23 protein-coding genes, 1 tRNA gene and 1 pseudogene are annotated in these 25,681 nt (G+C 57.2%); 13 read left to right on the forward strand and 12 right to left on the reverse strand.

Translation table 11 applies throughout. From position 1 onward, the window contains the following. Positions 1-38: 38 nt before the first annotated feature. The 4 genes from gndA (at position 39) to QP934_RS06685 (ending at position 4,652) form a co-directional block, all read left to right on the forward strand. A complete protein-coding gene (gene gndA, locus QP934_RS06670) occupies positions 39-1,490 on the forward strand; it encodes an NADP-dependent phosphogluconate dehydrogenase (protein ID WP_419127134.1) in 1,452 nt (483 codons plus the stop codon). 109 nt (positions 1,491-1,599) lie between these two features. After that, a complete protein-coding gene (locus tag QP934_RS06675; RefSeq protein ID WP_284836147.1) occupies positions 1,600-2,898 on the forward strand; it encodes a DEAD/DEAH box helicase in 1,299 nt (432 codons plus the stop codon). A 19-nt stretch (positions 2,899-2,917) separates the two neighbouring features. After that, positions 2,918-3,766 (forward strand): 3-methyladenine DNA glycosylase, encoded by an 849-nt coding sequence (locus tag QP934_RS06680; RefSeq protein ID WP_284836146.1) that lies wholly within the window; start codon positions 2,918-2,920, stop codon positions 3,764-3,766. A 40-nt stretch (positions 3,767-3,806) separates the two neighbouring features. Beyond that, entirely contained in the window at positions 3,807-4,652 is an 846-nt protein-coding gene (locus QP934_RS06685; protein WP_284836145.1) for a hypothetical protein, read from the forward strand. 284 nt (positions 4,653-4,936) lie between these two features. On the opposite strand, the gene QP934_RS06690 is transcribed toward QP934_RS06685, so the two are convergent. The 5 genes from QP934_RS06690 to secA2 form a co-directional block, all read right to left on the reverse strand. After that, positions 4,937-5,500, reverse strand: a complete 564-nt coding sequence (locus QP934_RS06690) for a MerR family transcriptional regulator (RefSeq protein WP_198493025.1) — start codon at positions 5,498-5,500, stop codon at positions 4,937-4,939. A 146-nt stretch (positions 5,501-5,646) separates the two neighbouring features. Beyond that, on the reverse strand, positions 5,647-6,240 hold the full coding sequence (locus QP934_RS06695; RefSeq protein ID WP_198493024.1) for a bifunctional nuclease family protein: 594 nt from the start codon (positions 6,238-6,240) through the stop codon (positions 5,647-5,649). A gap of 38 nt (positions 6,241-6,278) precedes the next feature. Next, positions 6,279-7,025, reverse strand: coding sequence for a MerR family transcriptional regulator (locus QP934_RS06700; RefSeq protein ID WP_269954259.1), 747 nt, complete (start codon positions 7,023-7,025; stop codon positions 6,279-6,281). A gap of 99 nt (positions 7,026-7,124) precedes the next feature. Continuing rightward, entirely contained in the window at positions 7,125-7,559 is a 435-nt protein-coding gene (gene odhI, locus QP934_RS06705; protein ID WP_316127690.1) for an oxoglutarate dehydrogenase inhibitor Odhl, read from the reverse strand. 85 nt (positions 7,560-7,644) lie between these two features. Beyond that, entirely contained in the window at positions 7,645-9,936 is a 2,292-nt protein-coding gene (gene secA2, locus QP934_RS06710) for an accessory Sec system translocase SecA2 (protein ID WP_419127135.1), read from the reverse strand. Between the two features lie 87 nt (positions 9,937-10,023). On the opposite strand from secA2, the gene QP934_RS06715 reads away from it, so the two are divergent. From QP934_RS06715 to QP934_RS06725, 3 genes are all read left to right on the forward strand, one after another. Next, entirely contained in the window at positions 10,024-11,181 is a 1,158-nt protein-coding gene (locus tag QP934_RS06715; RefSeq protein ID WP_340419659.1) for an alpha/beta hydrolase family protein, read from the forward strand. Next, entirely contained in the window at positions 11,181-11,570 is a 390-nt protein-coding gene (locus QP934_RS06720; RefSeq protein ID WP_337888594.1) for a YchJ family protein, read from the forward strand. Before QP934_RS06715 ends, QP934_RS06720 begins: the two co-directional genes overlap by 1 nt. Before the next feature lie 71 nt (positions 11,571-11,641). Next, a tRNA-Pro gene (locus QP934_RS06725) sits at positions 11,642-11,715 on the forward strand. Between the two features lie 50 nt (positions 11,716-11,765). On the opposite strand, the pseudogene QP934_RS06730 reads toward QP934_RS06725, so the two are convergent. Further along, a pseudogene (locus QP934_RS06730) lies at positions 11,766-12,337 on the reverse strand (cadmium resistance transporter). 91 nt (positions 12,338-12,428) lie between these two features. On the opposite strand from QP934_RS06730, the gene QP934_RS06735 reads away from it, so the two are divergent. From QP934_RS06735 to QP934_RS06750, 4 genes are read left to right on the forward strand one after another with little or no spacing between them, the layout of a single operon-like run. Next, complete coding sequence (locus QP934_RS06735) at positions 12,429-13,352, forward strand: ABC transporter ATP-binding protein (protein WP_419127136.1); 924 nt, start codon at positions 12,429-12,431, stop codon at positions 13,350-13,352. 39 nt (positions 13,353-13,391) lie between these two features. Next, positions 13,392-14,183 carry an ABC transporter permease gene (locus QP934_RS06740; protein WP_419127137.1) on the forward strand — a complete coding sequence of 264 codons (792 nt, stop codon included), beginning with the start codon at positions 13,392-13,394 and terminating at the stop codon, positions 14,181-14,183. Continuing rightward, complete coding sequence (locus QP934_RS06745) at positions 14,120-15,352, forward strand: sensor histidine kinase (protein WP_419127138.1); 1,233 nt, start codon at positions 14,120-14,122, stop codon at positions 15,350-15,352. The genes QP934_RS06740 and QP934_RS06745 overlap by 64 nt, the downstream gene beginning before the upstream one ends. Beyond that, entirely contained in the window at positions 15,321-16,004 is a 684-nt protein-coding gene (locus QP934_RS06750; protein ID WP_419127139.1) for a response regulator transcription factor, read from the forward strand. The genes QP934_RS06745 and QP934_RS06750 overlap by 32 nt, the downstream gene beginning before the upstream one ends. On the opposite strand, the gene QP934_RS06755 is transcribed toward QP934_RS06750, so the two are convergent. After that, the gene (locus QP934_RS06755; protein ID WP_337888593.1) at positions 15,973-17,355 is read right to left on the reverse strand and encodes a hypothetical protein; all 1,383 of its coding nucleotides are present in this window, start codon (positions 17,353-17,355) and stop codon (positions 15,973-15,975) included. The two genes, QP934_RS06750 and QP934_RS06755, sit on opposite strands and share 32 nt — an antisense overlap. A gap of 205 nt (positions 17,356-17,560) precedes the next feature. Then, positions 17,561-17,734, reverse strand: a complete 174-nt coding sequence (locus QP934_RS06760; RefSeq protein WP_337888997.1) for an Rv0909 family putative TA system antitoxin — start codon at positions 17,732-17,734, stop codon at positions 17,561-17,563. A gap of 336 nt (positions 17,735-18,070) precedes the next feature. Between QP934_RS06760 and QP934_RS06765 the strand changes: the two genes are divergently transcribed. After that, positions 18,071-19,330 carry a site-specific DNA-methyltransferase gene (locus QP934_RS06765; RefSeq protein WP_419127140.1) on the forward strand — a complete coding sequence of 420 codons (1,260 nt, stop codon included), beginning with the start codon at positions 18,071-18,073 and terminating at the stop codon, positions 19,328-19,330. Here the strand turns inward: QP934_RS06765 and QP934_RS06770 are convergent. The 3 genes from QP934_RS06770 to QP934_RS06780 are packed head-to-tail and all read right to left on the reverse strand — an operon-like array spanning position 19,327 to position 23,365. After that, a complete protein-coding gene (locus QP934_RS06770) occupies positions 19,327-20,307 on the reverse strand; it encodes an alpha/beta hydrolase family esterase (protein WP_419127141.1) in 981 nt (326 codons plus the stop codon). The genes QP934_RS06765 and QP934_RS06770 overlap by 4 nt on opposite strands. Next, positions 20,283-22,025: an ABC transporter ATP-binding protein gene (locus QP934_RS06775; RefSeq protein WP_419127155.1), complete on the reverse strand. Its 1,743-nt coding sequence runs from the start codon at positions 22,023-22,025 to the stop codon at positions 20,283-20,285. The genes QP934_RS06770 and QP934_RS06775 overlap by 25 nt, the downstream gene beginning before the upstream one ends. Beyond that, positions 22,025-23,365, reverse strand: a complete 1,341-nt coding sequence (locus QP934_RS06780; RefSeq protein WP_419127142.1) for an ABC transporter transmembrane domain-containing protein — start codon at positions 23,363-23,365, stop codon at positions 22,025-22,027. The genes QP934_RS06775 and QP934_RS06780 overlap by 1 nt, the downstream gene beginning before the upstream one ends. 127 nt (positions 23,366-23,492) lie before the next feature. Between QP934_RS06780 and QP934_RS06785 the strand changes: the two genes are divergently transcribed. Then, a complete protein-coding gene (locus QP934_RS06785; RefSeq protein WP_419127143.1) occupies positions 23,493-24,299 on the forward strand; it encodes a class I SAM-dependent methyltransferase in 807 nt (268 codons plus the stop codon). Here the strand turns inward: QP934_RS06785 and QP934_RS06790 are convergent. Further along, on the reverse strand, positions 24,296-25,681 hold the full coding sequence (locus QP934_RS06790) for an anaerobic C4-dicarboxylate transporter (protein WP_419127144.1): 1,386 nt from the start codon (positions 25,679-25,681) through the stop codon (positions 24,296-24,298). The genes QP934_RS06785 and QP934_RS06790 overlap by 4 nt on opposite strands.

Genomic DNA, 25,681 nt, shown 5'->3' on the forward strand with positions numbered 1-25,681 from the left:
ATGCCAGTCTCGCAGCCTAGTGACGTAGGATAGGCAGCATGACTGATAAGAATGAACTTGCTCAGATTGGCGTCGTGGGATTGGCGGTCATGGGCTCTAATTTGGCCCGTAACTTTGCCCGCAACGGCAATACCGTAGCGGTGTATAACCGCAGCCCTGAAAAGACTCATGCACTCATTGAGGCCCACGGTGAGGAAGGCAATTTCGTGCCCTCGGAAACCATCGAAGACTTTGTGGCTTCCTTGGAGCGCCCGCGCAAGGCAATCATTATGGTCAAGGCTGGCAAGGCCACCGATGCCGTCATCGATCAGCTGGCCGAAGCCATGGATGATGGCGATATCATCATCGACGGCGGCAATGCCTTGTTCACTGACACCATTCGCCGCGAGAAGGACGTAGCCGCCCACGGCAAGCACTTCGTCGGTGCCGGAATCTCCGGTGGCGAGGAAGGCGCGCTCAACGGTCCGGCCATCATGCCCGGCGGCCCCAAGGAGTCGTGGGAGACCCTCGGCCCGATTCTTGAGTCCATCGCTGCCAACGTGGACGGCACTCCGTGCGTAACCCACATTGGTCCGGATGGCGCCGGCCACTTTGTCAAGATGGTCCACAATGGTATCGAGTATGCCGATATGCAGGTCATCGGCGAGGCTTATCAGCTGCTGCGCTATGGCGCAGGCATGGAGCCGGCCGAGATCGCAGAGGTATTCCGTGAATGGAACTCCGGCGACCTTGATTCCTACCTCATTGAAATCACCGCCGAGGTTCTGGCCCAAAAGGATCCGGAGACTGGCGCCCCGCTGGTCGACATCATCGTGGACGCCGCCGGCCAGAAGGGCACCGGCCGCTGGACTGCCATCAATGGATTGGAACTCGGCGTTCCGATTACCGGTATTGCCGAATCCGTCTTCGCCCGCGCGCTGTCCTCCTCCACCGCGCAGCGCAGTGCCGCCCAAGAAGGTCAGCTTCCCGCCGGCACCATCAAAGCGCTCGACGTGGACAAGGCCGAGTTCATCGAGGATGTTCGCCGCGCGCTCTATGCCGCCAAGCTCATTGCCTACTCCCAGGGCTTTGACGAGATTAAGGCTGGGTCCGAAGAATTCGGTTGGGACGTTGACCCGCGCGATCTCGCAACCATCTGGCGCGGCGGCTGCATCATCCGCGCCAAGTTCTTGGATCGCATCCGCGCAGCCTATGACAATAATGCGGACTTGCCCGCCCTCATCCTCGATCCTTACTTCAAGGGCGAGCTGGAAGACCTCATCGACCCTTGGCGCCGCGTGGTCGTCGCCGCTACCCAGCTGGGACTGCCGGCACCGGTCTTTGCATCATCCCTCTCCTACTACGACAGCCTGCGTGCTGAGCGCCTGCCGGCCGCTCTCATTCAGGGCCAGCGCGATTTCTTCGGCGCCCACACCTTCAAGCGCACCGACAAGCCAGGCACCTTCCACATTGAGTGGTCCGGTGACCGCAGCCTGATCCAAACCGACTAGATTCGCAGTGACGCGATTAGGGGCCCTTCGGGGCCCTTTCGCCTTTTCCAAGCAGGTCTTTCTCGTGGAATGCGGCGATCCGCCACGCTGCCGATAGGATGGGAAAGCGATGACTACCTTTGCCGATCTCGGCCTTCCCCAGCGCCTGGTACACGTTCTGCACAACGAAGGCATTACCGAACCGTTTCCTATTCAAAAAGCCGCGATTCCCGACGCCCTTGCAGGCAAAGACGTACTCGGCCGCGGTCCTACCGGGTCGGGCAAGACCTATACCTTTGGCTTGCCCCTGCTCGCCCGCCTTGCCGGAACCGGTGCTTCCAAGCCTGCTCATCCCCGTGCGTTTATCCTCGCCCCAACCCGCGAGTTGGCTACTCAGATTCACCAGCGCCTTGATGAACCTGCGGCAACGCTGGGCTTAAGAGTGCTTGCTGTCGTGGGTGGGGTAAATATTAATCACCATATCCGCTCCCTCGCCCGCCCCGTTGATGTTCTTGTCGCTACCCCTGGCCGTGCCCAGGATCTAATTGACCAGGGCAAGCTGCATCTGGATGCGGTCCAGATCACTGCGCTGGACGAAGCCGACCAGATGGCCGATATGGGCTTTTTGCCCCAGGTACGCAAGCTTCTGCGCCTAACTCCGGCTCAAGGCCAGCGCTTGCTGTTTTCGGCGACGCTTGACGGCGACGTCAACAAACTGGTGGAGCAATTCCTCCATGACCCAGTGGTTCACTCCACTGCCCCGGTGCAAGCTGCAGTGGATTCCATGTCCCATCACCTCTTTTTCGTCGGCGAGCGGCCCGCCCGCAACGAGGTGGTGCTGCGCATTGCTGCCCGCCAAGGCAAAACCATCATGTTCATGCGCACCAAGCACGGCGTGGACAGGCAGGTCAAGAAATTGCGTCGCTCCGGCATCAACGCTTATCCATTGCATGGCGATAAAGGCCAAGGCGCGCGTACCCGCGCGATCGAAGGCTTCGCCGATGGCAGCATTCCAGTTGTGGTCGCCACCGATATTGCCGCCCGCGGTATCGATATTGCAGACGTTTCACTCGTCGTTCACGTCGATCCACCCGCAGAGCACAAAGCCTATCTCCATCGCGCCGGCCGCACGGCACGCGGCGGCGCTGCGGGTACCGTAGTCACTTTGGTCATGGATGAACAACGCAAGGAAGTAGCCGCGCTCATAAAGAAAGCCGGAGTCACAGCTACGGAGCACGATATTTCTCACCGTGACAATCCTGCAGGCTCTCCAATACTCAAGGAAGTTACGGGCGCTCGCAAACCCAATGGCCCCGTCCTTCCCCCACCAGGGCATGCCGCATCCCAGAAGCCGGCACAGCCCGTCAAGAAGTCCAATTCTCAACGCCGCCGCTCGGGCGGCAAAGTCGCCCGCCGCCGTCGCCGCTAAGACAAGGAGGTAAACGCCCATGCGCATCTTGGGCCCTGAGGACTGGAGTGCTCAACAGCATGAACATGAAAAGCAAGCCACCGACCGCTTGGAGCGCTTCCGGCATCCTGGCAGCTACCACCCTGTTTTCGACTTTCTCTTTGAGTACTACCCCGTGCGACCTGCTCACCTAAAGCGTTGGCACCCAGGTGTTGGAACTGCGCTTAAAGGCGCTCCTCCACACGCCGAATGGCGGAATTACCACGCCACCCCAGAAGGCATCACCGTTGACCTCGCCAGCTTTCTAGAGCGTCGTGGTGACACGGTTCGCTATATATCCAATCTGCTCCGGCGCTCTGCCACCAATCCGGCCCACTTTGACTGCTTCGGTCTGCATGAATGGGCAATGGTTTACCACACGGATTCCCCGCGTCATTCGCTGCCCTTGCGGCTCGGTGCGGACGGCACCAACCGGGTTGTCGATGAGCACTCAATTAAGTGTTCTCACTACGATGCCTTCCGGTTCTTTACTCCTCCCGCTCGGCCTCTTAACCTCACTGTCCTGCACCGTGAAGATCAGCCCGACAATGACCAAGCAGGCTGCGTACACGTCACAATGGATTTATATAAGTGGGCCTGGAAGCTGGGACCACTAGTTCCAGGCAAACTTTTCCTTGAGTGCCTGGATCTGGCGATTGAAGCACGCATCCTTGACATGGAGGCATCTCCTTATGACTGCCGTGATTGGGGACTTGGCGTCGTGCCCATCGAAACCCCTGAGGGCAAGGCCGAGTACGTCTCTCGCCAGAGAACCTTGGCACAGAAAGCCAAGCCGCTGCGAGACCGGCTTGTCGCTGTGATAGATCAGGCACTTGCCCCGCTAGAATGAGCCACTAACAACGGCAGTTTGCTTGGGAGGAAAATACCACATGGCACGGCATTCAAACGGGAAAAATAGCTTCGCAGTAGCGGGATGGGTTATCGCGGTGGCTATTGTCGCGCTGCTGGCCATAGTCGCCTTGGTGGCCTTCCTATTGCGCGGCGCGGGCAACGACGACGGCGAAGACTCAGCCGCATCCGCCGCAGTGGAAAGCAGCACCGAATCTGCACCGGAGACCAGCACGACAGCTACCTCCAGTGTTTCCACGTCCGCCGCGCCCACGAGCTCTTCTTCCCCGAAGAGCTCCGCTCCAGCGACGAATTCCGCAGCAGCTCCCAAGCCCGATGTGACGATGGCGGCAAATACGCTCCTACTCTTGGATACCTCTTCGGCCATGGCGCCGATGTACGGCCCTGTGTCCGAAGCCTTGAGCACCACTGCTTCTGACCTAGCCGCGGAAGGCGGGGCAGTCTCGTTGTGGAACTACTCCTCTCCTATCTCTGAGACCGCGACGGTTGGCTTCCGCCAAAACCTAGGCTTTGGCGATGGCAACGCTGTATCCGGCACGCTTGGTGGCTTTGGAACCGGCGGTGTTCCGCAAACGCGCAGCGCCGTTGTAGCAGCTGTCGCGAATGCCGCCGATCAAGCCGCAGGAACTGGCGACAAAGCACGGGTAGTCGTAGTAACTACTGGCACTGAGCAAGACATGGATGACGCGCAATTCACGTCCGCTCTTGAAGACGCCGCCTCCAAGGACGTTTCCCTCAGCGTCATCCATGTCGGTGAAGGTAATGTCGATGCCGCACTGAAGTCCGCAGCTGATAGCTTCACCTCCGTTGACTCAGCCGATAAGGCCACGGTCTCTGAAGCAATTACTAAGGCCGCAGGAGTCTAATACGCGCCTCTTTCTTTTCCACGGCACCGAACGACGACTCGTTCGGTGCCTTTATTGTCGGCCCATAGTAACTAGTGCTCTCCTACACTGCGAACCTACGGGTACTTCACCAGTTATTAGCTCAGAGGCGGCCCGGGCTCTAAGCCAGAGCTCGACCACGATCCTGCGAGCCACACAGCGCGGAAAAGTACTATTTTGCATTGTGCTCTTATGGCGATAGAGATCAAAAATCCACCCTGCTTCCCCGTGAGCTGGGAAGCAGGGTGGGTTCTGTGTGGACGAGCTTAGGAGCTCTTGCGCTTGCGACGAGCAGCCAACTCGTCGAGGCCGACTACATTGTCTTCGGCGAAGTCTTCGATGCGCTCCGAAGGGAAGGAAGAAATGGTGCCGGATAGTTCCTTCAAGATGCCCGGAACCGCAATGCCGAAGACACCTTGACCGCCAGCGAGCAAGTCAATCACCTCGTCGTTGGAACGGCATTCATAAACGGTAGTGCCATCGGATACGAGGGTGAGTTTTGCCAAGTCATTGACACCACGATCCCGAAGGGACTCAACTGCCAAACGGATATTCTGCAGGGAGATGCCTGTGTCCAGCAGGCGCTTAACGATCTTGAGTACCAGTACATCCTTGAAGGAGTACAGGCGCTGGGAACCCGAGCCGCGCGCTGTACGGATCGAAGGGTTGACCAGGTTGGTGCGAGCCCAATAGTCCAGCTGGCGGTAGGTGATGCCCGCTACCTGGCAAGCGATGGGAACGCGGTAGCCCACTTCTTCGTCGGGTCCGACGTCAAATAGCGACTCCTGCACGTAGGTGGATCCGGACTGGGAGTCCTCGTTAATGCTCACGTAATTACTCCAATGGGGTTTGTTGGAAGTTCTAAAGATCAATTAAAAGCCAAGCGCATACGCCCGTCAAGCGCTGATCGCTTAACTGTCAAGTACAACTTTAGACTTCTCAAACCCCATTGTCACCATTAGTCACACGCGTGTCATTAACTTTTTTCGTCATCATCCCCTGAAAGGAAATCTTTTTCCTCCATGCCCAAAGACCTCATCATGGCTTCAAAATCGGCATCTGCCTGCGCATTTCCCGATGCGGAGGTCGAGGATTTACTGTTTTCGCTGGTCGGTAGATTAATGCCTGCGCCGGGGGTGGAAATTTCCAGGTCGAAGTACTCTTTCACATCCGCATCGCTGGCATAAACAGATACCTGGGCAAGGAGATCTGCTTCGGCTGAAATAGGGACGTTGAAATATTCGGATACCGCGAGTGCATCGATTAACCGAGAGTCATAAACTTCCCCGTTCGGAGCCTTAATATCTACCATGAAGGTTCCCTGGTGGTAGTTGGCAATTTCAATGGCCTCTACCCCGCCAGTGCCCTCTAGCACCTCGCAGATAAGATCGTGCGAGGTGGGACGGTTTGGCTGGTGGCCGTCTAAGACTGCAGCCAGTTGCATGCCCTCGATGGGAGAAATCCACACGGGAATCAAACGCTCTTCTTCGGGCCAGCGCAGCAAAGCGCACACATCGTCTTCGGGGCCGACTTGGTGGATACCGTGAAACTCTAGGGATACATCGCTCATAAATACCACTCTCCCACAAAGACGGGAGCACGTGTGTATTAGGAGTGGTATTCCTCGCGCAGATCCGACTTCACCAGCGTCGCATGCAAGGAGACCACGAGGGCGGTCATTTGCTGAGAGATTTCCTCCGCCTTCTGATGCGCGGTATCAGAGTTTGAGTGCGCCACGGGAGCCGCCGCCTGGGAGATCAAATCCGCCTGACGGCGGGCGTTATTGCGCAGGGACTTAAGTTCACGGGCGCCAAAACCAAAGGCCTTAAGCGCCACGGCGGCAGAGACGATGGCTACGTCGTCGGTATTGAAAAATCCGGCGGCATCCGGGCGGATGAGGCCATATTTAACCAAGGAGGCTACATCATCTTCGCTGGCACTAGCCTGGGTAGCTACCTCTACATCTGTCAGGCGGGTGACCACAGGGGCCTTAAACTGCTGCGGCGAGAGCAGAGTGTCCGCATTTCCTGCGGAAACGATCGCGGTAACTTGGCCGGAATCCATGGCTTCTAGCTGCTCACGAATAACCTTCAGCGGCGTATAGTTATCGCGCTGAGTGGTGAGAATATACCGCAGCCGGTCCACGTCTTCTTGGGTGAAGCGGCGGTAGCCCGAGGCCGTGCGCTGTGGACTGATGAGCCCCTCAGATTCAAGGAAGCGAATCTTAGACACCGTGACATCTGGGAATTGCTGATTCAACGTCTCCAAAACCACGCCAATGGACATGGTCTTTGGCTTCTTAGCTTTAGGGCTGGTGCGGCGTACTGCTGCTGCCGAAGAATCTGCTGCGCTCACTGTGTCTATCTCTTAGGGGTACTGAAAGTTCTTATCGTGCCATAAGCAGACTACACCGCCCCTCCTAATAAGGAAGCGCGGCTAGTCTACGTGAAAAAATTAGCTCTGGTTAGCGATGAAAACCAAGCGGAACTTGCCAATCTGGATTTCGTCTCCCACCTCGAGCACCTGAGAGTTGCGGGGCTCGCGGTTAACGTAGGTTCCGTTCAGAGATCCCACATCAACTACCTCAAACTTGCCGTCATCATTCTTGCGAAACTCCGCGTGGCGGCGGGACACCGTAACGTCATCGAGGAAGATGTCTGCCTCAGGGTGGCGGCCGGCGGTAGTAGTCGCCTGATCCAGTAAGAAGCGGGCACCCGCGTTCGGGCCACGCTTTACCACGAGGAGGGCCTGACCTTCCGCCAGGTTGTCGGTGCCGGCAGTGGGAGTATCTTTGCCATTCGCGCCGTTTTCCATCTCCTTGAGCAGGTCTGCGCGGAATACAGATGTGGTCTCTACCTGTGGTTCCGGGGTTCCGGTGTTCTCGCTCATTGTTACCTCCGGGGATTAGTTACGAGTTACTTATAACAATACTAGCGACTCATGTGAGTCCGTGGCCCCTTCGCGGGGAATTATTTCACCGGAAAATGTTTCCGATGCCGCTCAGCACGGAATTTCCCTTGCCCGCAAGGGGGTTATCGGACACCATGTAGGTCCATGTAGCACTCGGACGAGCGAAGCCGGCGTCATCGAGGTGCGCCCCAGCGGCGTCGATAAGCACGGTGCGGAAAGTCTCCACAGACTTGTCGACGGCCCGCTGGGCCAAGTCCTTAAACTCCCTCACCGCAATGCGGTGGTACTCATCGATCGGCGTCTCTCGTGCGATGGCGCGCAGGTGGATCGACTCGCGCACATCGTCCATAAGCTCCAAGTGGTCGGCCCAGGCCAAGTCCAGGTGATAGAGCATGATTTCGCGCGCGGCCTTAATGAGTGCTTCCTCAGGGACCTCCCCTAGCTCTGCTGTGCGCTCCGGAGCGCGTTGGGATAGTTCCTGCCAGGCTTGATCAGTATCCAATAGTTTGGCTCGGCGCTCATCAATAATGATGCGCTGATCGGCTAGGAGCTGATTATACTTCCAGGTCTGGGCATGAATTTCGAGTAGTTGGCCCTCGGTCACTCGCTGGCAGTGTGCCACAAAATCGCTAACTCGCTTGGATTCAATGCGTCCGTCTTCTGCTGGTTGGGCACGCACAGTCTCGCCGTCGCCGCCCTGCTGGACCACATCGTCTTCGAGGGAGACGAAGAATAGGGACAGGCCCGGATCACCTTGCCGGCCTGCACGGCCGCGCAACTGGTTATCCAAGCGGGCGGTGCGGTGGCGGGAGGTACCGATAACCGCCAAGCCACCCATTTCCGCTACTGCATCGTGGTCAGCTTCGTGAGCACCGCCCAGCTTAATATCGGTGCCGCGTCCGGCCATCTGTGTAGAGACGGTGACGCGTCCAATATCGCCGGCCTCGGCGACGATCTGTGCCTCCTGCTCATCATTTTTGGCGTTGAGCACATTGACCTCAATTCCCCGATCACGGAGAGCATCCGCCAGATCTTCCGACTCGGCGACATCCTGCGTGCCCACGAGGATGGGCTGCCCCGTGGCATGAATGGTGGCAATTTCCTCCACGATGGCGGCGGATTTATCGTCTACTGTCGCGAAAATGCGGTCTTGCTCATCAAAGCGTTGCAGCGGCTTGTTGCGGTCGATCACGGATACATGAAGACCATAGAACTGCCGCAGCTGATCGGTCGCTTCCACCGCGGTACCAGTCATGCCGCACACAAGTGGATAACGCCGCATAAGTTCTTGCAGCGTGATGGTGTCGAGGATGCGCCCGCCTTCAGAAACCTCTAGGCCTTCCTTGGCTTCTACTGCCGCTTGGAGCCCGTCGGGCCAGCGTTGTAGATCGGCAACGCGGCCCCGGGAGGCGTCGATAAGCTGTAGCTTGCCATCCACCACGATGTAGTGGATGTCCCGGATAAGCAGGGCTTTGGCATGCAGGGCGAGGTTGACCTTCACCAAGATGGTGCCGATATTCTCCTCCGAATAAAGCGAATCAATGCCCAATTCCTGCTCCACGCGGCGGGCACCAGTCTCGGTCAGTTGAACGGTGCGGCCGTCCTCAGAGATGGAGTAGTCCAGCTTTTCGCGCAGCCGAGAAACCACATTGGTGATGTGCCCAGTGGGGGCCTCACCTGGCCGATTACCGGCCAGCACTAGGGGCACAAGGGCCTCATCCACTAGGACGGAATCGGCTTCGTCCACGAGGGCAACGTCGCCGGCTGCCTGCACCGTGTGGGAGCGGTCGGTAATTTGGTTATCGCGCAACAAGTCAAAGCCCAGCTCGTTGACCGGTGCGTAGATAATATCCTGCGCGTATGCAGCGCGGCGCTCATCCGGTGACATGTTCTCAGTTACCGAAGCAACGCTTAAGCCAAAGAACTCCACGACAGGGCGCATCCATTCGGCGTCGCGGGCGGCGAGATAGTTATTGACAGTGACAACGTGGACGCGTTTGCCAGTCAACGCGAAACCTGTAGCCGCCATGGCGCCTACCAAAGTCTTGCCTTCACCGGTTGCCATCTGGATAACGTCTCCGGTAAGTAGGCGCAGGACGGCCTGGGACTGGACATTAAAGGGATGCATCCCCAGGGTACGCTCGCACGCTACTGCTAAGGCCGCGAGGAACTGTGCCTTATCTGCAATTTCGCCGCCTGCAACGGCATCGCGTGCGGCTTGGGCTACAGCTGCGTCGTCCTGCTGGCCCAATGCCCGGGCCGCTTCATCGGCTGAACCCACGATGGCCTTGGATTTCTTATCGTTACGCTCGCTTTGCGAGCCCATTGCCTTCCAGAACCAATCGAACGCGCCCATACCTCATCCTCCTTATTTGGATTGCTCTTATCGACTGTAGTCAACCTGGTATGGCTTGCGGGTAAGAGGCCCGTTATTGTAGTTCTCATGCAATCCGTCAACGTTAAGCTGCCTTCGAGCCGGGGTACCGAGATGGCCGGAACCATCGACTTCCCGGATTCTCCCCCGATCGCCTATGCCATTTTTGCCCATTGCTTCGCTGGCTCCCGCCACACTCCCGGCGCCGCCCGCACTGCGAAACAGCTCACTGAGTTCGGCATCGCCACTTTGCGTTTCGATTTTCCCGGCCTTGGCCAGTCCGCCGGTGAATTTGGCGATACTACCTTCAGCCAAAACGTTGATGATATCCATGCCGCTGCCGCCTGGCTGACGGAGAACTACTCTGCCCCACAATTACTCATGGGCCACTCCCTAGGTGGCGCCGCCGCGTTGAAGGCGGCCACCACCATGAAATCACTCAAGGCGGTAGCCACCATTGGCGCACCCTTTGATCCTGCCCACTCCGTGCTGCACTATGCGGACAAAATCGGCGAGGTCGATGCCAACGGCGAGGTGGAAGTCATCCTCGGCGGCCGCGGCCTTATCATTTCCCGCAAGTTCCTCGAGGACTTGGCGGATACTAACCCCGAGGAATACCTGCCCAAGCTCCGCAAGCCACTGATGGTATTGCACTCGCCCATTGATCAAACGGTGGGCATAGACAATGCGCAGAATATCTTTCTGCTCACGCGCTACCCCAAATCCTTGGTTTCCTTGGACAAGACCGATCATCTGCTCACCAAGCAGGGCACGGCAGCCCGCGCTGCGGATCTCATCGGTGCGTGGGCCGAGCAGTTTATCGTTCCTGACTACCGGCCAGAAGAAGTAGGAACCGACGCCGCAGTTGCGCAGCCAGCCACCGGCACCAAATTCGGCGTGGTCGTCCGCCACAATGACCACAGCCTCAGTGCCGACCGCACGAAGAAGAATGGCGGCAAGGGTAAGGGCTTTACCGCCGAGGGCCTTATTATGTCCGCGCTGGCCACGGCCGCTACCCAAGCAGTCAAGGATGCCGGCAAGAGGCTTGCGCTTGACGACGTCCACGTGAGCATCACCCAAACCGGCCCCGCCAGCTTTGAGCGCCGCATCGAGCTTGCCGGAAAACTGTCAGCGGAAGAAGAGTCCGCCCTGCGCTCTGCCGCGAAGGACACCGATGTGGAGCGCATGCTCGGCAACGTCACCATCGTGGACGTGGACGCGCTCTAATGGCGGCTTATGATTCCTCGCGCCGCTGCCCGTGCGGCACCGGCCTGACCTACGGCGAGTGCTGCGGCAAGTACCATGCCGGCACCAATGCTCCTACCGCGGAGGCGCTCATGCGCTCGCGCTTTAGCGCCTTTGTTACTGGCGACGAAGCCTATCTCCTCCGTACGTGGGATCCCGATACTCGCCCTGCAACACTCGATTTGGCTGATTCTCCCGTCCGGTTTTATCGCCTCGATATCCTGGACACCCAAGCAGGCGGATTGCTCGATAATTCCGGTGTAGTGGAGTTTGAGGCCTTTTATAAAGGCGCGGCCGTTGGCTCACAACGCGAGCGTTCTTCGTTTCGCCGTGTCGGCGGCGCGTGGGTCTACTCCAGCGGCGAGTTTTAGCGCAGGTTACACCCCAGATTTCACAGTAGAATCCTACTGATGTAATCTAGACGAGTCGCACAGTTCGACGACGGGCTATGGCGCAGTTTGGTAGCGCACTACACTGGGGGTGTAGGGGTCGCAGGTTCAAATCCTGTTAGCCCGACAAAAAGTTCAGCCGGCACCTTCACGGTGCCGGCTTTTTCTATTCTGCGTTTACACCGCAAGCAAGATCGCAATTCCTAAGAGAATTAAGACCACTGGAAACAGTACGCTTTCCCACTTTTCCAGTGCTTCTGCAATGCCCGGCCGCGTGGCCACAAACCGCGCTGCCCACACTAGGGGCTCCACGAGGATTAAGAAGACCACGCAATAGATCGTTACCTCAGCTGGCGTAGAGGTGGTGAACACCGGCAGGTATACACCAATATTGCCCCCTCCGTTGACAAAGGTCACTCCGGCTACCGCACGTGTGCTCAGCTTTTTGCTGGAAACGTCTTCATCGTCTTCCTCACCGCGGAATGCCTGCCACGCTGCCCATAGGCCCAAAACAATGGAATGAGACCAAAGTAGCGAATCAATCCCTCAGGTAAAACAGCATTGAAGCCCAGTCCGACAGCGGCAGAGGCCGCTAGTATCCCAAGGAAGCCTAAATACTGTCCCACCAGAATTGCGGCCGTTGTGCCCTTATGCCCTGCACCACGAGCAAAGAAGAGGGACAACACCACGATGTCATCGATATTGGTGGCCACGAATAGTCCAGCAGCGGCTGCGAGAGTAGTAAGCACTCTCCTACCTTATCGCGTCATGACACTTGTCATGAAAATGTGATGACAGGGCCTATACATTATTTTTGCTGGCTACGGATACTTTCCAGGTATGAGAACTACAGATCCTTCTACTGCACAACCGCTGGCTATAGACGTATCCGGAGTCAGTAAAGCCTTTGCCACGAGATCCTCCCACCCCGTCCATGCGCTCAGCGATATTTCCTTCAGCATCGCCCAAGGCGAGATCGTAGGCCTATTAGGCACCAATGGAGCAGGCAAAACCACCCTATTCGATCTCATCCTCGGGCTCACCACACCCACCTCCGGCAACATTTCCGTGCTCGGACACCCACCGCACGCTGCGATCCGCGCGGCACAGATTGGCGCCGTGCTGCAATCCGGTGGCCTGTTACCTGAGCTCACAGTCTTGGACACCCTCAAGATGATTTCCTCTACCTTTCCCCATCCCCTTCCCATCGAAGAAGTGGCCAAACAAGCAGGCCTAGACCGGATCCTGCACCGCCCCGTAGGAAAATGCTCTGGTGGCGAGCAACAACGCGTGCGATTCGCCCTGGCTCTTGTGGGCAATCCCCAAATCTTATTGCTCGATGAGCCGACTGTTGGAATGGATGCTCATGCACGCCGTGAATTCTGGTCCACCATGCACAGACAAGCAGACCAGGGACGCACCATTGTCTTCGCTACGCATTTCCTCGAAGAGGCAGATAATTTTGCAGAAAGAATAATTCTCCTACATGAAGGAAAGCTGCGCGCAGATGCTAAGGCCACAGAACTGCGCGAACAGTCGGGCAAGCGCATAGTCGAGGCGAAATTCGACGGCGCACCTCTAAATGCGAAAGAGCTACCCACCGTCACCAAGTTTTCCTTGTCTGACGGCTACGCCCGGATGACCACCCGTGACTCCGATGTACTTGCGAATTATCTTCTCAATCACACCTCGGCCCATGACTTGACTATTGGCACACACTCCTTAGAGGACGCATTTCTTGCTTTGACATCATCCCAGTCCTAACCCGTCTCTCCGTTGGCTACTTCGTGAAAGGAACATGCAATGACTGCACAGTCAGTAACAACCAGTGCGCGCACTTTCGGGTTTGCCATCCATAACTTGTTGCGCCTTCGCCGAAACCTTACTCCGCTGTTTTTCAGCACGTTCTTACCGGTATTTTTCTACCTGCTCTTTGGCACCATGATGGATTTTGGCGATGCCCCCTTTAAAGGAGGAAACTTCGCCGCCTTAGAGATGATCAGCATGGCCCTCTACGGCGGCGTGGCAGGATCCGTATCTGCCGCTGGCTCCGCCGTGACAGATACCAAGACTGGGTGGGCGCGCCAATTAACACTTACTCCCCTACACCCACGGCAGATTCTGTGGGCAAACCTCATATCAATCGGCTTTCAGGCACTGCTCCCCATCATAGCAGTGTTTATCACCGGTGCCATGACACAAGCTGCAATGCAACCACATCAATGGATTATAGCCATTATCGCCTGCGTCCTAGTTTCCATTCCCTTTGGCTTTTATGGCTTGGTGTGGGCCATGGCTTTGCCCACCGACAATTCTGTCGCAATCGCCTCGACCTCCGTTGTCCTCTTCCTCTTTGCCGCCAATGTATTCACTCCACTTACCGAGCCGCTAATGGAATTGGGCCGCTTCACTCCCCTCTTTGGCCCGGTTGTGCTCGCCCAGTGGCCCCTTGCAGAAGGCATGCAGTTTCTCAACGGGGAGGAAGGCACCGTGTCGCACCCCATGTGGGCCGCATGGTTAAACTTCGCGGTATGGACGACCATCTTTCTCACCGCTTGCCTGGTGCTGCGCTCCCGCGACAAGGCGCGCCGTTAATGGGCCCCTTTCGCGAGCCGTGGCGCGGTTTTAGCCTCAATAGCGCTCTTTTCGCCAGCGTATGGTTGGTCTTCCTCATTCCCGGGTTGGTGATGACCTTTGCCGCGCCGGGCACGACGCTCACTGGACGAATTGGGGCTTCTGCGTGCGTTCTAGCGTTTAGTGCTGTCTACTTCCTTTCTTTTGGCGCCGTGGGCTACTACCCACGCGCATGGCGGTTAGGACAGCGGGTCGGGCTTTACTGGGTGTTACTCGCGGCCATCGCAGCGATATCAATTGGTTTCTTCGGGATAGTAGCCGTCACGTTTGTGCCTTACCTTGCGGCGCTGCTCGGCTTCAACCTTCCGCTACGCCGAGCATTAGCGCTTACCCTGCTAACGGGGACCGCGCTCGCCACCACCACGTGGTTCTTCGCTCCTGAAAGCACCGGCTGGGCCCTAATAGTCCTCTTCGCCTGGCCGATACTACTAGTGCTGTTAGGTACATTTTCCCAGCGTGAAGATAGCCGCTCTGAATTGAAACATGAATTGGACTTGGCACGCCAACGCGAGGATATCGCTACCGATGTTCACGATCTCTTGGGCCACTCTTTAACCGTTATCAACCTCAAGACAGAGCTTGCCCGCCGTCTAATAGATTCGGATCCGCAACGAGCGCAGCAGGAGCTCCAGGAGGTGAGCACGCTTTCTCGGAGAGGCCTGGCGGAGGTCCGCTCCACAGTAACCCGGATGCGCATGCCCACTTTTGAAGGGGAAATCCACGCGGCTCAAAGGGCTCTCGACACTGCCGGCATTGTGTCGTACTTGCCCTCTGCAGCCAAAACCGCTGGGCTTTACGACGCCGAATTTTCCTGGACCCTGCGCGAGCTAACCACAAACGTGGTCCGCCACTCAGGCGCAGCGCACTGTTGGGTCCAGGTGACAGACCACCAACTCCAAGTGGTGGACGATGGCTGCGGGTTTGACGCTGACGAAAGCCTTTCTCGTGCCCACGGTGGGATTTACGGTTTGCGCAAACGCATAACAGATGCTGGCGGACAGCTGCTCTTTGCACGCCGCGATGGCTGCACTCTGGCCTTGGTTACTATGAATGGCGACACGGACTTTCTCCCTTTTACTACCGCCGGAGGCTCAGGCAATGACTTATCCCATCCGAGTTCTCATTGCTGAGGACCAATCATTGGTGCGTGGGGCGCTAGTTGCCCTCTTGGAGACAGAGCCAGATATCAGCGTTGTGGCTGAGTGCGCAACGGGCGCGGAGGTGGCGGGGCTTGTCGCCAAGCATGGCGTCGACGTTGCGCTACTTGATATTGAAATGCCCGGTAAGAACGGTCTTGATGCAGCCGCTGAACTAGAGGGCATTGGTTGCCGCAGCCTGGTTGTCACGACTTTTGGGCGCAGTGGCTACGTCAAACGTGCTTTGGAAACGTGCGTAGCTGGCTTTGTAGTCAAGGACACCCCACCCGAACAACCTGCCGAAGCCATTAGGCGAGTGCACGCCGGTCTAAAGGTCATCGACCCTGCACTGGCCCAAGAGACTATTTTCACGCCCGACAATCCACTAACCGCACGCGAAAGGGAGGTCACACGTCATGTCTTGGAGGGTAGCGACACCCACCAGATTGCCGGGCACCTTCATCTGAGCACTGGCACAGTGCGCAATATTGTCTCTTCGCTCATCGCCAAGACAGGAACTGGGAACCGCTTTGAGGCAGCAACTATGGCACGTGCCCCGGGGATGGATATAGAAAAGGGGGGCCCGCTGCGGATCCCCTTTATTGTCTGGATACCTATTCTGGCTTCTTTAGCTCGAGGACATTGACCATGCCCTGAATGACTATGTCCATCACCTTGGAAGCTAGGTTGAAGTAGAAATCAGCCGAGTGATAGCGCAAGGCTCCTACGGTACTCAACTGCGAGAGGCCGTGGATGGAGGCCCACAGCGCCGCAATCTGGGTGAAGAGAATCCATGGCGATCGTGGCCCATTCGACTCAGAAATGGCATCGCGCACCAGATTCATGATGAAGGTGAAGGCCTTACCCATATCGAATGGTTGCTCAGTATCGCCGGACTCTTCGAAAGAGACGGGGACAATCGAGCGGCTTGATACCTCAATGAGGGCGACAAAGCCGACGGGGTCTTCCAGCGCATACTCCAAATATCCGAAGCCGGTTGCCTTAATATAATCCAGCCCGTGGGATCCTTCTGGCACGGCCTGGTTCTGGCGCATGATCGCTAGCGTATTGGCTTCATCCAAAGACTCTTCCAAAGAGCGCAGCAGGTGAGAATTACCATCGAAAAGATGCTCCGCGTCTGCCAAATCTACGCCTGCTCGCGCAGCAGCAGAGCCGAGATGCAAGCTAGGAAGACCGTTATAGGCAATCTCTTCCGCCGCACCACGGAAGATGGCTGCACGCTTTTCCTCAGCCGTAGACTTTGGCATGTCCTTTGCTGCTGTAGTAAACGGTTCCGCTGGTTCGCCAACGAGTGCTAGCGGTTCAAAGGGCGCAATCCCCCCGTCACGCAAGCTAAGTTCCAGCCCAGAGAATAAAGTCTCAATGCAAGCATTGAAGGTCTGCTTCTTCGCAGTGGGCGAGAGGTGACGCATAATGCCGAACGTGGCCAAGTGAGTAATGCCTTGCAACTCAGATAAGAAAGTAAGTGCTTGGATCACTACCAAGCGGTGATCAAAATCGCCGCGTGCTGCAATGGCGGCTTCCCGCATGTGAACAAGCATCCAGCGGAAAGTGGGCGGGAAGGCATCAAAGCTTTTCGACTCTTCAATGCCGTCCTCAAAGTTGGGAAAGCTCGTTGCCGTCTCGCAGTTGTTATAGGCGGCGAAGTAGGTGGGGTTATCAAGAGCCAAGTTGAAGTAGACCTTGGCAGACTCACGAAGTTTCTGAATTGCGGTCGCGTCATCCGGCAGTTTATCGAGTGCCTCGTAGGAGGCTACTCGGAGACGCTCATCTAAGAACCGGCTGGTCTGAATGTAAAGGTCATGGTCATCTTCAAAGAAAGACTTAGCTTCATCGACGGGAACAGCAATCTGCTCCGCCACAGCACAAACCTTTAAAGCGTCGCGCCCACCCTTAGCCAGGATACGGGCACTCTGATCCAGCAAGCGCTGCCTAGTCGAGCCCGCATGGGAAACGGTGCCTTCAAGATTGTTCACAAATACAATCCTAGCGATTTCAGGCAAATTTGCTTGGGATACTTTCACTTTATAAGTTGAGTCACCCACAAAAAGGTGGGAGCACCTATATAGACCTTTGCCAGCTTTATGCTGCTGGTCTTTATATAGCTTTTGTCCCCCAACCCTTGCGGGCTGGGGGACAAAAGAGAAAGTAGCCATTCGCCCTTTAAACGGGCGAAGCTATTTACTCGTTACCGAGCTTGCCGTCAGCTGCGTCACGAGCCTTGTCGATCTGGTCGGCCTTGTCCTCGCCGAGCTTGTCCTTAGCCGCGTCAGCTGCCTTGTCCAAGCCCTTGTCGCTGATCTCTTCGCCCTTGTCGGAGTTCAGTGCGTCCTTTGCCTTATCGAAGATACCCATGTGGTTATCCTTTCTTCTAGTTCTAGCTTTATCTAAAAGCTGCCGTGTCGGGCAACAGACCCCAACGTACCGACACCTGAGCCAACATGCCACCGAAAAGTCTCTTCGGTCACTAGACCAAATAAATTTTTCCGCCCCGCAGCGCGATTGTTCTCAGGGGCATCCAGACACCCCCGCAGCCTATCGAGTACCTAATAAGGCCTGCTGCTTTAGCCCTACCCTAGCGAAGTTTAAGCAAAATCAGGGTGCACAATTTAGCTCCAGGTCAAATTTCCTCAGCCTTGCAAATGATAGCGTAAGACGGTATCGACGATTTACCAACGAAGGCTTCGCACCATGGCTTCAACTACCCCAGCGCCCCCGTCCACTTCGGAAACGGCCAGGGAATTCTTTGGCTTAGTATGGCCGGGCAAAGAGGCTGCCCGAGCAGCCGCTAGCGCGCCGCTGACACAGCGTTTCACGCGTGATACTGCGCTCAGCACAGCCTGTGACACGGACAACGCGATTATTGCGGCAGATAATCTTCCGGTTCTGCAAGGGCTTGCCAACCGCGGCGAACTCTTTGACGTCATCTATATCGACCCGCCTTATAATACCGGCAAAGACTTTGTCTACCGCGATAACTATCGTTTACGCCGCCAGATGCGTTCCGGAAGCTATGCAGAATGGCACTCGCAGTGGCTGTCGATGATGCTTCCCCGACTCATCTTGGCCCGAGATGTACTTTCCGCACAAGGTTTTATTTTTGTCTCCATTGGAGAAGACGAAGTGGCCAATACGCGCAAGGTGCTCGATGAAGTTTTTGGGGAGGAGTGCTTTGCCGGCCAGTTGATCTGGAAAAAGGCCGGCACCGGCAAAAACGATTCTAAGTACGCGGTGGTAGAGCATGAATATATTCTGTGCTACTCCCGAACTCCTAACAATCCCGGTTTCAATGTCGATCTCCAAGGCCATACTTCCACCAAATACAACCATGAGGACGACAAAGGGAAGTATTCCTTGGTGCGTTTGGACTCTAAGACCCTTGGGTATCTTGCCTCCCTCGACTTCCCTATCTCCGGTCCCGATGGCAAGGAGTATTGGCCGCACCAGCCGGCGGGAAAAGAAAAAGTCGCCCGTTGGCGCTGGGGCCGAGATAAGGTTGAGCAGCGCTTCGATGAGCTCGTCTTCCGGCGAGGTTTTGTCTATACCAAGAACTATCAGAAGGTGGGAGCGCGCCCACGCTCTATCCTTGACGGGGAGCGCTTTGGAGTGACCCGTACCGGCCGCCGCGATGCTGAGGACATCATGGGGCTAGAGGGCGTTTTTGAGTTTCCCAAGCCGGTGCGCTTGATTAAGCACCTCATTTCCATTGCGGGTGGAAAGGATGCGCGCGTCCTAGACTTTTTTGCGGGCTCCGGCACCACTGCGCAGGCAGTAGTAGAACTCAATAACGACGATGGGGGCACTCGGTCTTTTCACCTTGTGCAAATTCCCGAGCCTACCTCGCCGCGTAGCGCTGCGCATCGCGCGGGCTTTTCTACCGTGGCAGACATTTGCATTGAAAGGGTACGCAAGGTTCCAGGCGCTAGCTTTCATGTCTATAGACCGGACTAAGTCTGTGCGGTACCGGACGGGCGACCGGGAATACCGAAGAAGTCTAGGACGCGGTCGGTAGCAAAGAATTTGCCTACCTCATTGTGCGCGTCTGCTGTACCACCGGGCCATACGTGTGAGCCTCCGGCGATACGGATGTGTTCAAGCGGCGCGGTACAGCCGCTCCACTTCATATCGAGTGCATTGTTGACCAGGCGGGTCGTATCGACCTTGGTAGAGCAACCATTGCGTTTACGGTCTTGTTCCAGCACGGATTCCACGGAATAGTACTTGGTCTTATGGCGCGTTCCACCGTAGTAACCCACCACGGGGTCCACGGTGCCGTGAATATCCAATCGTCCCACGGGGGAATGGGCACAGTCTTTAAGAATATCTTTGTAGTAGGCAGCGGAAACGGTAGCCACGGACTTAAAAACCTCGGGCATCTGGCAGGCCAGGTAGGCGGCAAACCCGCCGCCGTTCGACATTCCGGTGGCAAAAATCCGGGAGTCATCTACCCGATACGTTGCTCGCACGGCATCAATGATGTCGCGAACAAATTTTTTGTCTTCTGCTGTTGACGTCTTGGCATAAGGAGCAGGGCTCCAAGCCTTCTTTTTACCTTCTGCGAAAACGGTGATGGCATCAGCGGCATCGAGGCGGGAATAGCCGCGGAGATTTTCGGCAGATTGTCCCCAGCCTGGAAAGGCCAGGACGATGGGCCACTTTTTATCCCCCGTGTAGTCCTTGGGCACGCTGAGGATGAAGGAACGGCCCGATGGAAGATTAACGGTGGTATAGCTGCCTGGCTCGGGTCCGCTTAGCGGTGCGGAGGTTGGAATCCCTAGGTTTTTCGTCTCAGTTGGGACTGCTTGGGGCGCGGAGTCGGGCGAGTTGGCCGAACATGATGCGCCGGCAACCGCAAGGAAACTCACTGCTACCGCACCAACTAGGGCCCGTAGCGACCTCGCGTTCATCTCTGTCGTCCCTTCTGCCATGCGGTCCATAGTTGCTTATAACGGCCACCATAATCTAACAGTTCGTGGTGACTGCCTTGCTCCACCACCCGCCCGTTAGCCATCACGGCGATGCTATCGGCTCGTGCGGCTTGGTCTAATCGGTGCGCCACTATCAGTGCGGTTCGCCTACGGGTGACCTCTGTCGCGGCTTCTTCCAGAGCTTCCGCCCCCACCGAACCGGCCTCTGCGGTGGCCTCATCCATGATGACGATCTTGGGATCTAAAAGCAATATTCGCGCCAGCGCAAGCTGCTGTGCTGCTACTGGGTCAAGGTGGATTCCCCGAGCTCCAATGACCGTATCTAGGCCCTCCTCTAACCGCGCATACCACTGTGCGCCGACGCGCTGTAGTGCATCTTCCATTTGTGCGTCTGAGGCTTGCGGGGCGGCCAAGGACAAATCTTCGCGCAGGGTTCCTGAGAATACGTGAACCTCTTGGGAAATCATCGCTAAACGCGCCACCCTTTCGGAATCAGAAAGGGCCGATACCTCTACTCCATCCACCAAGACTGTTCCGGCAGCCGGGACTCGCAGTCCGGCCAGAAGAGCAGCGACCGTGGTCTTTCCCGCACCAGAGGCTCCCACTAAAGCTACGGTGTGTCCAGCGGGAAGCTTAAGGTTCACGTCTTGCACAGCCCAGCCGCCGTTATCGTAGCTGAAGCTCACTTCTTTTAATTCGGCAACCCCACCTGGGGCCGGCGCGCCGAAGTCTGGCACCGCCCGTGGCGGATCCATGACCACCCCAACTATTCGAGACAGAGAGGCATAGCCGGATTGAACGGTATCGATTACTCGCATCAATCCCATGAGCGGGCCCCGTAAGCGAATAAGAAGGAGCATGGCAGCGGTGACTGAGCCAACGGTGAGCGCCCCAGCCTGCACCACCCAAAAGCTGATGAGCAAACCGCAGACCAGCATAACTAACTCGATGACCGTCATCCATAGCTGCAAGACCATCATTGTCCTTCGCGCGGCATACCCCTTGTCCACCACCTGTGCGGAGGCACGTTCAATCCCAACGTGCATCTGATCTTCCATGCCAAAGGCGCGCACAGTCTTTCGCCCGCGAATTGCCTCCAGGAGTCTGCGCGCCCGTTCCGCCATGGCAGCGCGTTCGTCGGTATAGCGCTGCGGAGCGCGCTGCAGGTACTGGCGCGCGGCAAATACATAAAGCGGCGCAACTGCACCTACGACCAGTAGGTATTGCCAATTGAGGCTGACTAGTGCCACCCCCGTAGTTGCGATGGCGAAAGCAGATTTGGCCAGCACGGGGACGGTCTCGGTGACGGCAGCAGAGAGTTCTGCTACATCATCGGTAGAGCGAGAGACCAAATCCCCAGTGCCGGCTTCCTCCACACGGTGGGTAGGCAGGCGGAGAGCGGTAGAAACCATATCTTCGCGCAAAGCGGAGATCACGCGTTCGCTCAGGCGCGAAAGGACATAGAACCCTGCCGCGGAAAACAATGCCGAGACCGCGGCCACCAGAACTAAGGAAATACCAATGGGCACAATGGTGCCCTGAGTAATGACTGCGTCGACGATCTTTCCCAACAGGATGGGAATCGCTACATTGCTGCCGGCCCCTGCGGTAAGCAAGGCTAAGGCCGCTGCGGCTTGGCAGCGGGCGGCGGGGACGTCGGAAAGCTGGCGACCCACTTCCTTACGCACTTGAGGCCAGGAGGCCGTAGAAAACCGCATCATAGCTCTGCCCCCACTGCTGCCCACGCCGGCGAGGTGGTGAAGACAAGCGTGGGCTTAGGCCCGCGGTGATGCGCCACCCGCTGGGCAATTTCCTGCTCGGTCACCGAGTCCACGGCGGTTGTTGGATCAGCTAAAACTAAGATCTCCGCGTCCGCAGCAATGGCTCGTGCCAGCGCTACGCGCTGTTGTTGTCCGCCGGAGAGGTTTCGGCCGCCTTCTCCCACCTCGCGGTCCAACCCGCCCGGTATATCTTCCCCTGCAGCTACGAAGAGGGCCCGTTGTGCCCTTGCGCTATCCGGATGAATATTGTCCCGCACGGTCCCCTCAAAAAGCACAGTTTCGTGTGGAACAACCAGGAACCGCTCGCGCGGCAAGAAGACGAGATCCTCTGGAATAGGCTCGGGCACCACGTTGACCCCAGGAGCGAGGGCCGGAACCTGCGGTTCACTTTTCTCTACCCCGGGTGCGGCGAGTACGGCAATAATACGCTCTGCGCTTGCCTGTGCGGCCGCCCACCGCGAGGCGATATTTCGGCCCAGCATCGTCATCGGGGTGATAATGAATTGCGTGAGGCCGATAACCGTAATGAGTTCACCTACGCTCATCATGGAGTGCATGGCCATCACGCCTGCACCAATGCCCACCGCAATGACATACACCGAGCCCAAAATCTCCGTAGTCGCATTAAGTCGCGCTTGGGCAGCATTGGCCTCTACTGTTCGTTCGAAGGCAGCTCCAGACACTGCGGAATATCGGTTACTGACAGTGGCTACTGCACCCAGGCCCTTAAGGATCCGCAGGCCCTGGACGACATCGGTGGCCATGGAACTGGCCTTCGCCAACGCCGCTTGGCGGCTTCCGGAACGCGTGCGCAGAGGCTTTGCCGCGCGCACTGAGCCCCACACCATTAACGGCCCGCCACACAAAATGGCGATGCCTAAAGGCAGGTTAATACGGCTAGCCATAATCGCCACATACACAATGGCAGCGATCTCAGCGACGGGAAAGACCGTCATCATAACGGCATTCTGCACGCGCCGTGCGTCTGTGGAGGCGATGGCAAGCAGTTCGCCGGCGCTGCGGGGCTCGCCTGCAATGCCCCGCGGATCCTGAATCCTATCCGTGATGGCCATGCGAAGATCGTGCCCAATTACTAGCATGGCTCGCGCGTTGAGGCCGCGTCCGAACCATGCGGCTATGGCATTAAGACCAAAAGCTACCCCCAATACCACTAGCCACATGCCTAGTCGGTCGACGTCTCCTTCCGAGACAGCTTCATCAATGGCATGTCCCACTATCACTGGAGTCGATCCGTTAAGCAGAAAAGATACAGCCATGCAGAGTGCAGCCGGCACGGTGAGGGATGGACGAGAAAAGACAGTCTTTAGCAGCCACCTGGGATCTGATGGTGCAGGAAGTGTCCTCATAGGCAACCATTCTAATTCGCGGTAGGTTAGATGGGTTATGTCGACTCGCCGCCCCAATCCCAGCCACTTCCCTAGCTACCGCAAGCCCTCCACTAGACAAGGCCCTGGCTTCCGCGATGCCGCACAACGCACCGCTTCCGCTCAGGCCTTCCGTCATGGTGCGAGCGCCTATCACGATGTGCGCCCCGGCTATCCGGACGAGGTCTCTGCCCTTATCGCTGACGCCCATACCGTTGCCGATATTGGGGCCGGAACTGGAAAATTCACCGCGTCCCTCCCCAATGCTCGAGTTTTGGCTCTGGAGCCCTCCGCCGATATGGCTGGAATCCTCGCAGCGCACCTCCACCTGCCAGTCCTTCGTGCTACAGCTGAAAACACCGCGCTTGCCGACGCCTCCTTAGACGCCGCCTGCCTCGCCCAAACCTGGCACTGGGTCGACGTACCAGCCGTCTGTGCAGAGCTTGACCGCGTCCTCGCGCCGAGCGGGAAGATTCTCCTAGTGTGGAACACGCTTGATGTCAACGCGGACCCCTGGATCCTGCGGCTCTCGCGCATAATGCACTCTGGCGACGTGCACAAACCGGGTTTTTACCCCACCTACACCGCACCGTGGGTTTTAGACCGTGAACTCCGCTTGACCTGGGAACACGAACTTACCCCCGAGCAGCTTCACCAGCTGATGCACACCCGCTCATACTGGCTGCGCAATGGCGAAACCATCCACGAACGCATGACCCACAACCTGGATTGGTACCTCTACGAGCACATGGGGTTTAAACCGGGCCAAAAACTACGCATCCCGTACCGCACGGATGCCTTCGTGTTGGTACGGGATTCGGATTAGAGCAGAACCTGCGCCAGTAGCGAGCCCACCACGCAAGAGGTGAAGACCGAAATCGCTCCAGGCACAAGGAAGGAGTGATTGATGACGAACTTGCCAATGTGCGTAGTGCCCGTGCGGTCGAAGCCGATGCAGGCAAGGTCCGAGGGGTACGTCGGCAAAATGAAATAGCCATAGGCTGCGCCGTAGAATCCGACGATGATCGCGGGATCGATACCCAACTGCAAACCGATAGGCGCGATCGCGACCAACGCTGCAGCCTGGGAGTTAACCAACTTGGAGACGATGACCAAGACCACGGCATAAGCCCAAGGAGCAGCCTCAACAACAGAACCCAAGTTGGATTCCAAAGCATCAATATGGGCTTCAAAGAAGGTATCTGCCATCCACGCCACACCGAAGACGGAGAATACTGCCGTCATACCGGCCTTAAACACTGGAGTGGACGCGATCTTCTTCGGGTCAGCCTTGCAGCTGAGCAAGATGATTGCGCCGGCAACAAGCATGACCATCTGGATAACCAGGTTCATAGATAGCGGGCTCAACTCGCCATCGTCACCTGGAACGAGGGGGCGCAGGAATTCAAACGCACCGAGCGCCACCACGCTGGCAATAGCCAAAAGGAAGATAACCACCGCGCGTTTTGCTTCTGGCGAAAATTCCTCATCCAGAAGCGACCCGGTGGACTGGTTAATGCTCTCTGCAAACTCCGGATCCTTCATTCGCTCCTGGAAAGCCGGGTCCTCGTCCAAATCCTTTCCGCGGCGCAGCGACCACAGCGAGGCAAGAATGACACCGGCAAGCGAGGCGGGCATAGCCACCATGAGGATCTGCGGAATAGAATAGGCGTGATCGATAGCGTCGGCATTTTCCGCGATGATAGATGCTAGGGACACGGTGGCCACAGATACTGGCGAGGCCGTAATACCCATCTGAGCCGACGTTGATGCCACGGCCATAGGACGCTCTGGGCGGATGCCCTTCTTCAGGGCAATATCCTCGATGATCGGAAACATCGTGTACACCACGTGGCCCGTACCGCACAGTACCGTCAGGAACCAGGTGGTCAGCGGCGCAAGGATGGTAATACGCTCTGGGTGCGCGCGGAGAAACTTCTCGGCAAATTGCATCATCACTTCCAGGCCGCGCGCCTGTTGCAAGGTAGCCGCGCAACCGATGACCGCAATGATGGTCAGCATCACAGATACCGGCGGCTCACCCGGGGCAAGGCCGAAGACAAAGACCATCAGCATCAAACCGATGCCGGAAATAAGTCCTAATCCGATGCCACCATATCGAGTACCCAGAAGCAGGGCACTGAGAATGATGATGACTTGGAGCACGATGGCCAGAATTGAATCTGGCGCAATGACGCTGGCTAGCAT

Source organism: Corynebacterium sp. MSK122 (assembly GCF_030229435.2).
Lineage (GTDB): Bacteria > Actinomycetota > Actinomycetes > Mycobacteriales > Mycobacteriaceae > Corynebacterium > Corynebacterium marquesiae.